Below are 14,571 nucleotides of genomic sequence, written 5' to 3'. Positions count from 1 at the left end.
CTTCTACCTCCCATCCACACATCCTTAGCAGAGATTCTACTCTTAATTATCCCTATAAACACAAAAAAGCTCATGAACGATAATCGTTCATGAGCTTAGTATTCATTTACATAAAATCTTTTAACAATGCATCAAACTCTTTTTCACTCATCTTCAAGTTTTGATCAACAAGCGGTGTTGGAGCATATCCAGGTACTTGATCCTGGTAAGAAGGTGCATTTTCATCCTGATAGATGATTCCAGTTACTAGTCCTTCATTTTCCATTACTACTCGCATTGCTTCCTCACGATTAGTGGAGTCGTAGCCTTCCACATTAGATAGCTTCGTTAAATTCTCTTTGAACCAGTCATATGTGTTTACTTTGTTATAAGTGACACATGGGCTGAACACGTTGATAAACGAGAAGCCTTTATGCTGGATACCTGCTTCGATAATTGCAGTTAATTCTTTAATATCTGAAGAGAAGCCCTGTGCGACAAATGTAGCTCCAGAAGTCAGTGCTAGCTCCAGTGGTTTAACAGAAGGTTCTATTGCTCCACCTGGAGTAGACTTCGTTTTAAAGCCTTCTGCTGAACGTGGAGATGTTTGTCCTTTAGTCAATCCATAAATCTGGTTGTCCATTACTACATAGGTCAAATCAATATTACGGCGAATTGAGTGGATTGTGTGTCCCATACCAATGGCAAACCCATCTCCGTCTCCACCAGATGCGATTACGTGTAAATCCTTATTAGCCATTTTTAAACCTTGTGCAATTGGTAAAGCTCTGCCGTGGATACCATGGAAGCCATAAGAATGGATATAGCCAGAAATACGTCCAGAACATCCGATACCAGAGATGACTGCTAAATCATGCGGCTGGATGCCTACGTTTGCTGCTGCACGCTGTATTGCTGCTTGCACAGAAAAGTCACCACATCCTGGGCACCAGTTTGGTTTTACATTGTTACGAAAATCTTTAAATGTTACCATCTGTTAGCATCTCCTTCACTTGTTTTGCAAGACTTAATGGCAGGAATGGAGTGCCATCATATTTCAATACACTCACTATTTTGTCATGACCGCCGACGTTCATTTTAATAATGTTTGCCAATTGTCCTGTTGCATTGTTTTCTACCACTACTACTTTTTTAGCTTTAGCTACTAGCGGCTGCATTTGTTCGGTTGGGAATGGGTGAATTAAGCGAATATGTGCATGGTTCACTTTCACTCCATTGTCATTTAGTGTTTGTTGTAGTTCTTCTAGTACTCCGCGAGTAGAATTGAATCCTACAAATAATATATCTGCTTCTTCATGAGGAGCGTTAACGTACACTGGCTCATCGAAGTTAACAAACTTTAATTTTTTCATACGCTTGTCCATTTGAGCTTGACGGTTTAATGCGGCTTCAGAAGGTTTGCCAGTTTCATCATGCTCTACACCTGTTACATGGTGAATTGCATGCTTCATACCTGGTAATACACGTGGTGAAATACCATCTTCGGTTACTTCGTATCGTTTGAAATAACTTTTATCTTCTGTTTCTGGAAGCTCTTCGTTGTCCATTAAACGACCACGACGGATTTCTATTTTCGAATAATCAAATGGCTCCACTGTTTGCTTACCAAGTGATAGCTGTAAGTCCGAAAGAATAATGACAGGTAGCTGCAATTCTTCAGCAATATTAAAAGCTTGGATTGTATCGTAGAACGCTTCTTCTCCAGTACTTGGTGCAATGACCACCTTTGGAATTTCCCCATGCGTACCGTAGATCATTTGCATTAAATCAGACTGCTCTTGTTTGGTCGGTAATCCTGTAGATGGACCCCCACGCTGTGTGTCGACAATTACTAATGGTTGCTCGGTCATCCCGGACAATCCGATTGCTTCCATCATTAGAGACAGGCCAGGCCCTGCAGACGCTGTAAATGCACGTACACCACCGTAGTTAGAACCAATTGCCATTGTTGCTGCAGCAATTTCATCTTCTGTTTGAATGACTGCTCCTCCAAATAGAGGTAGCTTTTTAATCATATACTCCATTATTTCAGAAGCTGGAGTAATTGGATAAGCTGCCATAAAGCGTACGCCTGCAGTTAATGCGCCCATAGCTATTGCATCATTACCAATCATGAATAAACGCTGTTTGCCGTCAGCTGGAGCTATTTCCCACTCTCCAAGACGGTCCCCAAGCTGCTCAGCCATCGTGTCATATCCTTGTTGAATCGCCTGCATATTTTTTTCTACAACTTCTTCACCTTTTTTACCAAAGATTTCATCAACGACTCCTTGGAAAACGGCTTTGTCTAGGTTTAATAAAGCAGACGTAGCTCCAATTGCCACCATGTTCTTCATGAGAGAGGTTCCAAGGCTAGAAGCAATCTCTGTAAAAGGTACGATATACATTGGTGCTAAACAGTCCTCTGGTGCCTCTGGTGAAAATTTAGCATCTGCTAGTATGATACTTTTTTCTGTAAGCTCTTTATAATTGACTTCAATCGTTTCTTGATCAAATGCCACTAAAATATCTAAGTTATCTGGAATGGTACGTACTTGAGTAGGACGCACACAAATTTTATTATTAGTATGTCCGCCTTTAATTCGAGAAGAGAAATGACGGTATCCATATAAGTAGTACCCAAGGCGATTCATAGCCATAGAGAATATTTCGCCTGTACTCTCAATACCCTCTCCTTGCTGCCCTCCTACTTTCCAAGAAAGCTGTTGCAACATATAAACATCTCCTTACTGTTCTCTTTAAATGCTTTTTTCCTTCATTAGTTTATCACGAAGTAGCGATATACACTATGTATTACCTGTACTTTTATGGAATTTCAGACCTTTGACGGAACCCCTCCGTCACGATTTATTCAAAAAAGTATGGAAACGCAAATTATAAGCCGCTACTAAAGACAGTAGCGGCTTTTTGTGAAACTTTATATAGAGTACCAAGCCTTTTGTGAAGAAAGCCTTGCTGCTATATATTATTTTGATTTCTTTTCTACCAGTAATTTCAAAGCAGTTCGATCTTCACCAGAAATAATAATATCTGTGAACGCCGGTGAGCAAGTTAGGTCTGTTCCACTAGGAGCAACAAATCCTCTTGCAATAGCAATAGCTTTTATAGCTTGGTTTAATGCTCCTGCGCCTACTGCCTGCATTTCTGCGTAACCTTGTTCTCTTATAACTGCAACTAATGCACCAGCAACTGAATTGGGGTTTGAACGAGAAGATACTTTTAAAGAATCCACTATCATTTCTCCTTTTATCGCTATATTTATGAACTTGCTTTCGTTCATAAACTAACTTATGCTCGGAAGAAATTTTTTAGACTTTTTTATGCTTCAAATGGATAATCTTCGTTAATATATATTCTCTCTTGATGTGTTGCTTTACCAGTTTGGTTATCCACCTCTACGAAAAATCCACTTAGCACCGAACGACCGCTCTTCGGTACTTCAAAGCGAGTTGGCATATTTGTTTGGAAACGGTATAGTACGTCCTCTTTTTTCATCCCTAATACTTCATCATAAGGACCTGTCATTCCGACATCTGTAATATAAGCAGTGCCGCCAGGAAGAATACGAGAATCCGCTGTTTGTACATGCGTATGAGTTCCTACTACAACAGAGGCCTTGCCGTCTAAATGCCATCCAAAGGCAATTTTTTCACTTGTCGCTTCTGCATGAAAGTCTACAAATACAATTGGGGATAGCTGCTTAGCTTCTTCAACCATTTCAGTTGCCATTTTAAATGGATCATCGTGTGGCGGTAAGAATGTTCTACCATGCATATTGATGACAGAAATAGTGTGGCCGTTTTTCGTTACAGAGGTCATTCCTTTACCCGGAGCGTCTTCTGAAAAATTGGCAGGACGAATTAAATAATCTGTATCATCGATGAAGTCCATAATTTCTTTTTGATCCCATGTATGGTTTCCCATCGTCACTACGTCTACTCCCATATGTAAAAGAGAGTTAAATATAGTTTTCGTAATGCCTCTACCAGCAGCTGCATTCTCCCCATTGGCAATTACAACATCTGGCATATATTTTCTTTTTAGTCTTGGTAAGTAGCTTTCCAAGGTATCTCTGCCAATTGATCCAACAATATCACCGATAAATAGTATTTTCATTTTTACAATAACGTCCTTTCACGAAAAAAAGGCTTCATTTCGAAGCCTTTTGTTTTCAATGTTATGATTGCTTTTACTTTATTTTGCGTATTCTACGGCTCTAGTTTCTCTGATTACAGTTACTTTTATGTGACCAGGATAATCGAGCTCTTCTTCAATTCGCTTACGGATGTCTCTTGCCAAGCGATGAGCCGTAATGTCATCGATTTGATCAGGACGAACCATAATGCGGATTTCTCTACCCGCTTGAATAGCAAAGGATTTTTCAACACCTTCATAGGATTCTGAAATTTCCTCTAGTTTTTCAAGGCGGCGAATGTAATTTTCTAATGTTTCACTTCTTGCACCAGGTCTAGCTGCAGATAAAGCATCTGCTGCTGCTACTAATACGGCAATGACAGAAGTAGCTTCTGTATCTCCGTGATGGGAAGCAATACTATTAATTACTACCGGATGTTCTTTATACTTTCTTGCAAGTTCTACACCTATTTCAACGTGACTTCCTTCCACTTCATGGTCAATTGCTTTTCCGATGTCGTGTAATAAGCCTGCACGTCTAGCAAGTGTTACGTCTTCTCCAAGCTCTGCAGCTAAGAGACCAGCTAAATAGGCAACTTCAGTAGAATGTTTTAATACGTTTTGACCATAACTTGTACGGTATCTTAAACGGCCTAAAATCTTCATCAAATCTGGATGTAGGTTATGAACACCTATATCAAAAGTAGTTTGTTCGCCAATTTCGCGAATTTGTTCATCTACTTCTCTTCTAGACTTCTCTACCATTTCTTCAATTCGAGCAGGATGGATACGTCCATCTTGCACTAATTTTTCAAGGGCTAATCGAGCAGTCTCTCTTCTAATCGGATCGAACCCGGAAAGAATTACAGCCTCTGGTGTGTCGTCAATGATAAGATCGATACCAGTCAATGTTTCGAGTGTACGAATGTTTCGTCCTTCACGTCCGATAATTCGTCCTTTCATCTCGTCATTCGGTAAGTTTACAACCGAAACGGTAGTTTCCGCAACGTGATCTGCTGCAAACCTTTGTAAAGCAAGTGAAAGTATTTCTCTCGATTTCTTGTCAGCTTCTTCTTTGGCTCTTGTTTCAGATTCTTTAGTCATCACAGCAATATCAGTAGCCAATTCATTTTCTACCTCTTGAAGAATGATAGTTTTTGCTTCTTCACGAGTAAGAGTAGAAATACGTTGTAGCTCTGTTTGTTGCTCTTCAACTAGTTCATCCACTTTACTTTCCTTTTGTTCGATATGCTGTTGTCTTTGTGTTAGAGCATCTTCTTTACGCTCAAGACTTACTTCTCTCTTGTTTAGAGCATCATCTTTACGATCTAGATTCTCTTCTCTTTGTAATAACCGATTTTCCTGTTTTTGCAGTTCCATGCGGCGTTCTCGGATGTCAGATTCAGCTTCATTTCGTAATTGGTGAGTTTCATCTTTGGCCTCTAAAAGTGCTTCTTTCTTTAATGCTTCTGCCTCTCGCTTTGCTTCCTCTATAATGAGTACAGAAGATTGTTTTGCACCAGTCACTTTTGAATCATTCACTTTTTTCAGATAACCGTAACCAACAGCGCCACCGATAATAAGACCAAGCAAAGCGGAGATGATAATTTCCCATGTCATTTCGAACACCCCCTCTTGCTATACTTTTAAGTTTCAGTCGGCACATATATGCTAATTGAATGCATATTTGTACTGCTTTTTAGTCATTTAATAAAGAAATTATACAATTTTAATTGTATAGATGTAGAAATACTCTGTCAAGGAAACGGAAGAATATTATTAGTTTTAGAGAGAGGATATCTATTACTTTAGGTATTGCCTAAATAATATGATTTCATAATTCCTATTTGAAACAATTTCATATTTTCTTTTATTATGTAAAACCACAAGGAACAATCAATAAAAAAATCATGATATTTATCTGCTCAGCAAAGAAATTATAATTAGTTTCAGCTCTGGTTGTCCTTTTCTGAAGAATGATCAATGTTCATTCAACCGACTAGATTCATTGCCTGTCGTTTCAACGAACGCTTTTAATAGGTAAAGCTTCTAATTTTGAATTTAGCTCATTCACAACTACTAAAGTTCAAGTAAAATGGACTTTATGATAAGTTTAAACTACAAAAAATATTAGAAATAGATTTTAAAAAAAGATACCAAGAGAGAGTCTCTTGATATCTTTTTAACTTTAACTATTATTCATCTTCTAAAAGTAGCTCGAACTCGCCATCTTCGTCCTCTGGCTCATGCGCTGCAATAACAAGTGCACCAGCAGACATACCTAGAGATTGACGAATTTTTAATGCCACTTCTTCTTTAATAGCAGGGTTTTCTTTCAAGAATTGCTTAGCGTTTTCTCGCCCTTGGCCAATACGTTCTTCATTGTAAGCATACCAAGAACCACTTTTTTGGATAATATCGTATTCAGAACCTATATCAACGATTTCTCCTTCTTGAGAGATTCCTTCTCCGTACATAATATCTACTTCTGCAGTTTTAAATGGTGGAGCAACTTTGTTTTTTACTACTTTAATTTTCGTTTTGTTACCCATAATGTCTGTACCTTGTTTAATAGCTTCAGCACGTCTTACTTCTAAGCGGACAGAGCTGTAGAATTTAAGTGCACGACCACCAGGCGTTACCTCCGGGTTACCAAACATTACTCCAACTTTTTCACGAATTTGGTTAATAAAGATTGCTATAGTGTTAGATTTGTTAATAACTCCTGATAGCTTACGTAATGCTTGAGACATTAAGCGAGCTTGAAGACCAATATGAGAGTCTCCCATTTCTCCTTCTATCTCCGCTTTTGGTACTAATGCTGCAACAGAGTCGATAACAATGATTTCAACCGCACCACTGCGGACTAGAGCTTCTGCGATTTCAAGGGCTTGCTCTCCAGTGTCGGGTTGAGATAATAATAATTCATCTATGTTAACGCCTAGTTTTTGTGCATATACAGGGTCCAACGCATGCTCTGCATCAATAAATGCCGCTTGCCCACCTGTTTTTTGTATTTCTGCAATAGCGTGAAGCGCTACAGTTGTTTTACCTGAGCTCTCTGGGCCATAAATTTCAATAATACGACCTCTTGGATATCCGCCTATTCCAAGTGCTGCATCAAGAGCTAGGGAACCACTTGAAGAGGTAGAGATTTCACGGTCTGTTTTCTCTCCTAATTTCATTACGGAACCTTTACCAAATTGTTTCTCTATTTGTTTTAAAGCCATTTCTAACGCTGCTTTACGATCATTAGCCAAATGTATTTCCTCCTAGAAACTATCATTTTTTTTACTATCTTTAGTATACTCGGTCTTTGAGAAATTTACAAGAAAAAAGCGAACATCTATTCGTTTATTTTTTAACACTATTAGATTTTGATAGGAAAAAACAGCACAAAATGATAATTTGAGCCGTTTTCTTTTGTTAAAATTAAATTTTCGATAATCCTTCTTCTCTTAAAAGTCGAATCAAATAATGGATAGTAAACTTAACTGTTCTTAAACGATTTGTGTTTCTCATACCGGATAGATTCAATTTATAAGAAATTGGGGCGACGTCTCCATACGCTATTCCAATCCACACCGTTCCTGCCGGTTGATCTCCGTGTCCATCTGGCCCAGCTGCTCCAGTAATACCTATACCTATCGTTGTTTCAAACTTTTCTTTGACTCGACTAGCCATTTCTTCTGCAACCTGACTAGAAACGACGCTATGTTCATCAATCGTTTCTCTCTTAACACCAAGCTGATTGATTTTCACTTCTTCCGTATAGGTGATAATGCCACCTACAAGTGCTACGCCCATTCCTGGGACTGCCGCCAACTCCGATTGAAAAAGTCCAGCAGTCATACTTTCTGCAGCAGAAATTGTTAGCTCATTGTCAATTAGTATATCTCTAAGCTTGGAGGCTAACGATTCGTTATTATATCCATACACATATTTGCCCACGCGGTTTAAGATTTCAGCTTGTAGCTTTTCAATCCTTTTCCAAGCTTCTTCCTCCGTATCTGCTTTCGCAGTAAGTCGTAAGGTTACCTCGCCGTCAGAAGCTAGCGGCGCAAGGGTCGGATTTGTTTGATTGTCCAATAAATCCTGGACCTCATTCTCCAACTCTGCTTCGCCAATACCATAAAAGCGAATGACATGGGACATAATTACATTTTCTTTGTAAAGCAGTTTAGGTAACAGCGGCTTAGCCTCAAATTGGAACATCGGCTCTAATTCTTTTGGAGGGCCAGGCAATAACATATATGTATGTTTCTCTGTGGAAAGCAGCATCCCCGGAGCCATCCCATGCTTGTTTTCAAGGACAGTACAGCCGTCTAAAACTAATGCTTGTTTTTTATTGTTCTCCGTCATTACTTTTCCAGCTCTTTTAAAGAAATCCTCAATATAAATGATTGCATGATCATCTAATACAAGATTTTTGTTAAGGTGTTTAGAAATTGTTTCTTTTGTAAGATCGTCTTTAGTAGGTCCTAAACCTCCTGAAAAAATAATGAGGTCAGCTCGATTTTCTGCGATTTTTATGGCTTCTAACAAACGATTAGGATTGTCTCCAACTACTGTGTGGTAATACACATCGATCCCTAACTCTGCCAGCTGGGAGGATATATATCTTGCGTTCGTATTGGAAATTTGCCCTAACAATAATTCTGATCCTACCGCAATAATCTCTGCTTTCATCCCAAAACTTCCTTCCTATTTTGAGTCAAGTAACACTTTGCGATTCAAATAGAAATAATCAAATCCCGACCATAAAGTAAAGAATAGACAAACGTATAGCATGATCATATCAAATGGGAAATTGAACATTTCAAAAAATACATTTCCTAAAAGTAATGATGAAATCGCGATAATTTGTGTCCACATTTTTATTTTACCGAGTTGATTTGCTGCAACTACCTCTCCTGTATTCGCTAATATTAAGCGTAAACCAGTCACTGCAAATTCACGGCTGATAATTAATATAACTACCCACGCTGGTGCAACTCCAAACTGCACTAATATAATTAATGCTGCTGAAACTAGCAATTTGTCCGCTAGAGGATCTAAAAACTTACCCATATTGGTTACTAAATTATATTTACGAGCATAATAACCATCGATAAAATCAGTAATAGAGGCGATAATAAAAATAATAGCTCCAATTAGGTGATTTACTGGAATGGTTGCGCCTAAAAAACTAGCTTCCCCCCAGTTAAAATCAATTAGCATAAAAATCATAAATACTGGAATTAAAAATATGCGAAACATAGAAATTTGGTTTGGTATATTCATTTTCATCAAAAAATACTCCTTTCATATTTCAAACAAAATAGCCATCTAATCGATGACTATTTGCTGAATTTTATAACTAAATTTTGAGGACTCTTATCTGTTGGGAATTCTACTAGCTCATCATTAATAAAGACTTGCGTAACTGGAACGTTACCCACTCTCACGCGAATTTGTTCCGTTGTAGTTACATCTAGCTCATATGGCGTTCCAGTGTTAACCCAGCTATCATATAAAGTTTTGTTTGCTTGGTCTTTTAAGTTTAACCATGTCTTGTCGCTGCTAGCCATTAACTTTAGCTGATAAGTTTCTGCACCAGATACAGTATATGTTGAAGTTTCCCCTTGAGTCCCCTCTAACGTGAAAGCTAGTTTAGGCACTGGTTCTTCTTCAATTTCTTCTTCCACAGCCTCTTCCTCTTCTTCATTATCTGTAGCTGTTTGATCCGAAGGTGGAGGAGTGATATCCATAGTCACTGGTTCCTCTGTTTCTACTGCAGGTGACTCTTCCGTCTCTGGAGAGTTCTGTCTAAGTGTCCATACAATCACAATTATCGCGACAACAAACAATGCCACAATAATCATCGGCATAATTTCCATAAATCTGTTCGATGCTCGGCCACCCAAAGTTCTTCTAGACGGTGTTGCAGGAATAGTTTTTGCAACATCCTCATTTGTAGGACTTGGAAGCTCTGATTTGTATGTCTCTAAAAGCTCATCCCCATTTAAGCCAACTGCCTCTGCGTATTGCTTGATAAAAGCTCGCACGTAAAAAGCACCAGGAATTGTAGAATAATTCCCTTCCTCAATGTTAGCTAAATACCTTTTTTGGATTTTTGTTATTTCTTGCAAATCCTCGATACTATATCCTTTTGCTGTTCTCGCTTCTTTTAAACGAGTACCAAGTTCAGTCAATTAAAACACCTACTTCGTTAAAAATTAAATTCACCGAATCCGCCAAATCCACCCATGCCTTTGTCGGTCATCGCATGATTTTTTTCCATCATTTCGTACGTTATTTCTTCCTCTGGACTATGACGAAGCTCAATTATATAGTCAAAATCCTCTATAGAATATTCGGAATGCTTGATGAACATATCTGGGTGCTCCACTACTTTAATAGTAGGCATTCTCATCATTTCCCTAACAAGTTGTAGATGCTTTTCATCATTTGACTTTCTTGTAACAATTCCATCCAGAATAAAGATATTGCGATCGCTGAATTCATCCCCAGCGAGTTGATTTCTAATCGTTTGCTTAATCATTGTGGAAGACAGGAAAATCCATTTTTTGTTCGCACAAACACTTGCTGCAACTACAGATTCTGTTTTCCCTACTCTAGGCATACCTCTGATACCGATTAGCTTATGTCCTTCCTGTTTAAAGATCTCAGCCATGAAATCTACTAGTAGACCAAGCTCATCTCTTACGAATCGAAAAGTCTTTCTGTCATCAGCATCTCTTTGTATGTATCTTCCGTGACGCACAGCTAAACGATCTCTTAGCTTCGGCTCACGAAACTTAGTTAAATGAATTGTTTCCATTGTGGAAATGATATGTTCAAAGCGTTCAATATTTTCTTTTTTTTCAGCTTTAATGAGCATACCACGTCTACCCTCATCTACTCCATTAATAGTGACTATATTTACTCGCAGCATACCCAATAGAGAAGAAATGTCTCCTAAAAGTCCAGGACGATTTACTTGAATTTCGTATTCAAAAAACCATTCACTTGCCATCATGTATTCCTCCCTTTATAGAATGACGTTCTCAATGCATTAATAGTTCTATCATATATGATTTTATAACCGAATAAAAGGGAAAAAGAAAAGAGAGTTAACTTCCCCCTTTTCTTTTCCTAAATATACCAACCACCATTAACTCGAATGACCTGACCAGTAATATAATATGCATGCTCACTTGCTAAAAAAACAATCACATTGGCTACATCCTGTGGTTTGCCAAATATACCTGCAGGAATCTCTTCTAATATAAACTCTCGAGATTCATCATCTAAATGAGCGTTCATTTTTGTATCGATAAAACCTGGTGCGACGACATTAACGTTTGTCTTTTGCATGGCAACCTCTTTCGCATAGGCTTTCACAAACGCATGCTGAGCCCCTTTAGCAGCAGAATAGGCTGCCTCATAGGAAGCACCTGTTTCTCCCCATATAGAGCCAATAAAGATAATAGAGCTATGCTCATTCTTTCGTAGCTTAGGAGCTAATCTTCCCGCTAAAAACATCGGATGCTCTACATGTACTTGAAAGAGATGTCGTATTTCTTCCAGAGAGGTCTCTTCTATACCCTTATAAAGACTTTGGCCTTGGGCAAAGACTATCGATTGAAGAGAGTAAATAGAATTCACAATGACTTCAATTGCACTTGTATCTAATAGGTCTGCTTGAATAGGTATAAATTCCTGTTCTGGATAGGCAAGATCGAGGGCAACTATAAGTTCATCCACTTTTTCTTTGTTACTCGCAAAATGAAGGTACAGGGACCATCCAGCCTCCGCCATACTTAGGCTAGTAGCAATCCCTATTTCTCCAGACGCACCTACCACTAGAGCAAACTTTTTAGCCATTATCTGTTTCCTTCGAAGGAATAATCTTAAATACAGTATGTGTATTCTCATCCTTAAAGGCTTCAAATGCCTTCTTGACTTGTTCCACACCTAAGTTCTCTAAGGCTGGTACTACATCAAATAAATTCATATCGTTAAACTTATAACGAGTAAATTGGTTTGCAATATATTCAATTGAATTTAAAGAACGTAAGAAATGACCAATTTTCTTTCTAGTAATTCGTTTCATGTCCTCTTCTTCTAATGTCCAATTTGTTGCAAATTTAGTGATAGTTTCTTTGATCTTCTGACCAAGCTCTTCTGGATTCCCTGTATCGGAGCCTATCATCGCAAAACCGTAGCCTTCTTCCATAGAGAAGTCTGCACTATAGGATTCATCGATCAACCCTTTTTCATAGACCTCTTGGAAAAACGAGGATGTTCTACCGAATATCAGTTCAACAGCCACTTGCATAGCCAACTCATAATTTAACATTTCTTCACCGGTAATATTAACATTGTTCGATTTAATGCCATATAAAAGCTTAGACTTTTGAACGTCCATTTTTAATGTTCGTTCTATTTTATCTACTTTTGGCTGCTCTTCTGGGTAAAAACGAACAATTTCCTCTGGAGCCTTAAATTCTTTTTTAGCCTGATTTTCTTTTACAAAGTCCATCATTTCTTTAGGATTTACTGCCCCAACAACGAACAACACCATATTCGAAGGGTGGTAAAACGTGTTATAGCATTCGTAAAGATGCTCAGCTGTAATATGACTAATAGACTCTATTGTGCCCGCGATATCAATTTTCACTGGATGTTCTTTGTACATATTTTCAATCGTACCAAAGTATAACCTCCAGTCCGGCTGGTCGTCATACATGGTAATTTCTTGCCCAATAATACCCTTTTCCTTTTCAACAGTTTGTTCTGTGAAATATGGCTCCTGTACAAAATTAAGAAGAGTATTAGTGTTTTCTAATATATTATCTGTTGAGGAGAATAAATAAGAAGTTCTTGTAAATGACGTGAATGCATTGGCAGAAGCCCCATTTTCACTGAACTTCTGGAAAACATCTCCTTCTTCCTTTTCAAACATTTTATGCTCTAGAAAATGGGCGATCCCGTCTGGTACTGTAACAGGCTCTTTTTTACCTAGAGGAATAAATTCTCGGTCAATAGAACCGTATTTTGTAGTAAAGGTTACATATGTTTTGGAAAAGCCTTTTTTAGGCAAAATATAGACATTTAATCCATTGGAAAGTTCTTCGTGATATAGTGTTTCTTCTAGCTGTTCAAAGTAAGTTTCATTCATTGTCTGCACCGTCCTTACCAGATAAGAAATAGACAAATTCCTTTTCGATATTTGAAGCCATTTCTTGAATTTGCTCCTTCGTGACATCTTCCCATTTAGCGGTCCAGTTTTTCACTGTAAAGGATTCATCGAGTTCTTTATATTGATCGTAAATTTCTATTTGTCCTCTAGCAGAATCCAAAGATTCCTTAAGCTGGTTTTTAAGCATGGATTTTGTCTGATTGATCTCTAAATCAGATATATTTCCTTCTTGCATTTCCTTTAGCTGTTCGTCTATTAATGCAACAGCTTTTTCCTGTAGGTTGGCATCAATTCCCGCAAATACAAAAATGCGACCATAAAGGGAGGAAAAGCTACTTGAGGCATAGTATGCCATACTTTCTTTTTCACGAACATTCATGAAAATCTTGGAATGGGCAAAGCCACCAAGAATACCATTAGTAATTTGCATAATTGGGAATTCATTAGAGTAAAACGTGACTGGAGTTCGATAAGAGATATGTAATTTCCCTTGCTTCATGTCCTGTTTTTCATGTAAAAACTCGTTGTCGTTTGTTGAAACAGCACTTTCTGTTTCTTTTGGAATGTCTGCAGAACGAGCTTCAAACGGGAAAAATTCACTAATTTTAGCTTTCATTTCATCTACATCTACATCACCTACAATATAGATAGATAATGGTTCTTTTGTAAGCAGGTTTTGATGCATTTCTAATAACTGTTCGTTTGTTACTGCCTTCACTGTTTCCACCGTACCATTAGCGCTAATAGAAGCAGGATGATCGGGTAAAATATTTTCTAATAATCGTTGCTGTGCATAACGAGTTTTATCATCGTACATAGACTGAATACGTTCTATCACTTGTTCTTTTTCTCGCTTCACAACCGACTCAACAAATTTTCCATTTTCTAAGTTAGGTTGGAAAAGCACTGTTTGTAATAATGAAAGTACTTCATCTACCACAGTTTCATTAGACAGATAAGCATCGTTAACAGTTTCGGCATTTAAAGAAAAAATATGATTTAAACCCTTTTTAGATGTGTCAAAATATAATACCGCTCCGAATAATTCATCTAAACGTTTTCTAAAAGATGCATATGTTGGATATTTGGCATTGCTATATTGCAGTACATTGGAAAGTACCGCTCTTACTGCAGCAGACTCTACAGTTAATGGCTGCTTCCATTTAAATGAAATATTAATGGTTTTAAATTGTTCTGTAGGTCTTATATAAAGCTGGACACCTTTGACTAATTCAAAATGTTGAAACATG

General features: G+C 37.9%; 13 protein-coding genes. All 13 read right to left on the bottom strand.

Going from position 1 to position 14,571, the window contains the following annotated elements:
- Positions 1 to 106: 106 nt before the first annotated feature.
- Positions 107 to 973 carry a 2-oxoacid:ferredoxin oxidoreductase subunit beta gene (locus tag Q0371_RS17145; RefSeq protein ID WP_169358659.1) on the bottom strand — a complete coding sequence of 289 codons (867 nt, stop codon included), beginning with the start codon at positions 971 to 973 and terminating at the stop codon, positions 107 to 109.
- Positions 960 to 2,714 carry a 2-oxoacid:acceptor oxidoreductase subunit alpha gene (locus Q0371_RS17140; protein WP_169358658.1) on the bottom strand — a complete coding sequence of 585 codons (1,755 nt, stop codon included), beginning with the start codon at positions 2,712 to 2,714 and terminating at the stop codon, positions 960 to 962. Before Q0371_RS17140 ends, Q0371_RS17145 begins: the two co-directional genes overlap by 14 nt.
- Positions 2,715 to 2,965: 251 nt before the next feature.
- Entirely contained in the window at positions 2,966 to 3,232 is a 267-nt protein-coding gene (locus Q0371_RS17135; protein WP_169358657.1) for a stage V sporulation protein S, read from the bottom strand.
- A gap of 86 nt (positions 3,233 to 3,318) precedes the next feature.
- On the bottom strand, positions 3,319 to 4,116 hold the full coding sequence (locus Q0371_RS17130; RefSeq protein ID WP_169358656.1) for a TIGR00282 family metallophosphoesterase: 798 nt from the start codon (positions 4,114 to 4,116) through the stop codon (positions 3,319 to 3,321).
- Positions 4,117 to 4,194: 78 nt separating this feature from the next.
- Positions 4,195 to 5,754 carry a ribonuclease Y gene (gene rny / locus Q0371_RS17125; protein WP_169358655.1) on the bottom strand — a complete coding sequence of 520 codons (1,560 nt, stop codon included), beginning with the start codon at positions 5,752 to 5,754 and terminating at the stop codon, positions 4,195 to 4,197.
- A 575-nt stretch (positions 5,755 to 6,329) separates the two neighbouring features.
- The gene (gene recA, locus Q0371_RS17120; protein WP_277347068.1) at positions 6,330 to 7,394 is read right to left on the bottom strand and encodes a recombinase RecA; all 1,065 of its coding nucleotides are present in this window, start codon (positions 7,392 to 7,394) and stop codon (positions 6,330 to 6,332) included.
- A gap of 172 nt (positions 7,395 to 7,566) precedes the next feature.
- Positions 7,567 to 8,823 carry a competence/damage-inducible protein A gene (locus Q0371_RS17115; protein ID WP_169358654.1) on the bottom strand — a complete coding sequence of 419 codons (1,257 nt, stop codon included), beginning with the start codon at positions 8,821 to 8,823 and terminating at the stop codon, positions 7,567 to 7,569.
- A gap of 15 nt (positions 8,824 to 8,838) precedes the next feature.
- Entirely contained in the window at positions 8,839 to 9,417 is a 579-nt protein-coding gene (pgsA, locus tag Q0371_RS17110; RefSeq protein WP_169358719.1) for a CDP-diacylglycerol--glycerol-3-phosphate 3-phosphatidyltransferase, read from the bottom strand.
- 56 nt (positions 9,418 to 9,473) lie between these two features.
- Positions 9,474 to 10,328, bottom strand: coding sequence for a RodZ domain-containing protein (locus tag Q0371_RS17105; protein WP_298473337.1), 855 nt, complete (start codon positions 10,326 to 10,328; stop codon positions 9,474 to 9,476).
- Positions 10,329 to 10,345: 17 nt separating this feature from the next.
- Positions 10,346 to 11,152, bottom strand: coding sequence for a YmfK family protein (locus tag Q0371_RS17100; protein ID WP_169358718.1), 807 nt, complete (start codon positions 11,150 to 11,152; stop codon positions 10,346 to 10,348).
- A gap of 119 nt (positions 11,153 to 11,271) precedes the next feature.
- The gene (locus Q0371_RS17095) at positions 11,272 to 12,003 is read right to left on the bottom strand and encodes an SDR family oxidoreductase (protein WP_298473333.1); all 732 of its coding nucleotides are present in this window, start codon (positions 12,001 to 12,003) and stop codon (positions 11,272 to 11,274) included.
- Positions 11,996 to 13,300: a pitrilysin family protein gene (locus Q0371_RS17090; protein ID WP_298473330.1), complete on the bottom strand. Its 1,305-nt coding sequence runs from the start codon at positions 13,298 to 13,300 to the stop codon at positions 11,996 to 11,998. The genes Q0371_RS17095 and Q0371_RS17090 overlap by 8 nt, the downstream gene beginning before the upstream one ends.
- A complete protein-coding gene (locus Q0371_RS17085; RefSeq protein WP_298473328.1) occupies positions 13,293 to 14,570 on the bottom strand; it encodes a pitrilysin family protein in 1,278 nt (425 codons plus the stop codon). The genes Q0371_RS17090 and Q0371_RS17085 overlap by 8 nt, the downstream gene beginning before the upstream one ends.
- Position 14,571 lies beyond the last annotated feature (1 nt).

It is taken from the genome of uncultured Psychrobacillus sp. (genome assembly GCF_938022135.1).
Lineage (GTDB): Bacteria > Bacillota > Bacilli > Bacillales_A > Planococcaceae > Psychrobacillus.
Note: the sequence above shows the minus strand (reverse complement) of the source record. Positions and strands in the feature narration are given on the sequence as shown.

What these genes read in the sequence shown, in the direction of transcription:
- Q0371_RS17145 (WP_169358659.1), bottom strand. Translation starts at nt 973, where the DNA reads ATGGTAACATTTAAAGATTTTCGTAACAATGTAAAACCAAACTGGTGC.
- Q0371_RS17140 (WP_169358658.1), bottom strand. Translation starts at nt 2,714, where the DNA reads ATGTTGCAACAGCTTTCTTGGAAAGTAGGAGGGCAGCAAGGAGAGGGT.
- Q0371_RS17130 (WP_169358656.1), bottom strand. Translation starts at nt 4,116, where the DNA reads ATGAAAATACTATTTATCGGTGATATTGTTGGATCAATTGGCAGAGAT.
- rny (WP_169358655.1), bottom strand. Translation starts at nt 5,754, where the DNA reads ATGACATGGGAAATTATCATCTCCGCTTTGCTTGGTCTTATTATCGGT.
- Q0371_RS17115 (WP_169358654.1), bottom strand. Translation starts at nt 8,823, where the DNA reads ATGAAAGCAGAGATTATTGCGGTAGGATCAGAATTATTGTTAGGGCAA.
- pgsA (WP_169358719.1), bottom strand. Translation starts at nt 9,417, where the DNA reads ATGAATATACCAAACCAAATTTCTATGTTTCGCATATTTTTAATTCCA.
- Q0371_RS17100 (WP_169358718.1), bottom strand. Translation starts at nt 11,152, where the DNA reads ATGGCAAGTGAATGGTTTTTTGAATACGAAATTCAAGTAAATCGTCCT.
- Q0371_RS17095 (WP_298473333.1), bottom strand. Translation starts at nt 12,003, where the DNA reads ATGGCTAAAAAGTTTGCTCTAGTGGTAGGTGCGTCTGGAGAAATAGGG.
- Q0371_RS17090 (WP_298473330.1), bottom strand. Translation starts at nt 13,300, where the DNA reads ATGAATGAAACTTACTTTGAACAGCTAGAAGAAACACTATATCACGAA.
- Q0371_RS17085 (WP_298473328.1), bottom strand. Translation starts at nt 14,570, where the DNA reads ATGTTTCAACATTTTGAATTAGTCAAAGGTGTCCAGCTTTATATAAGA.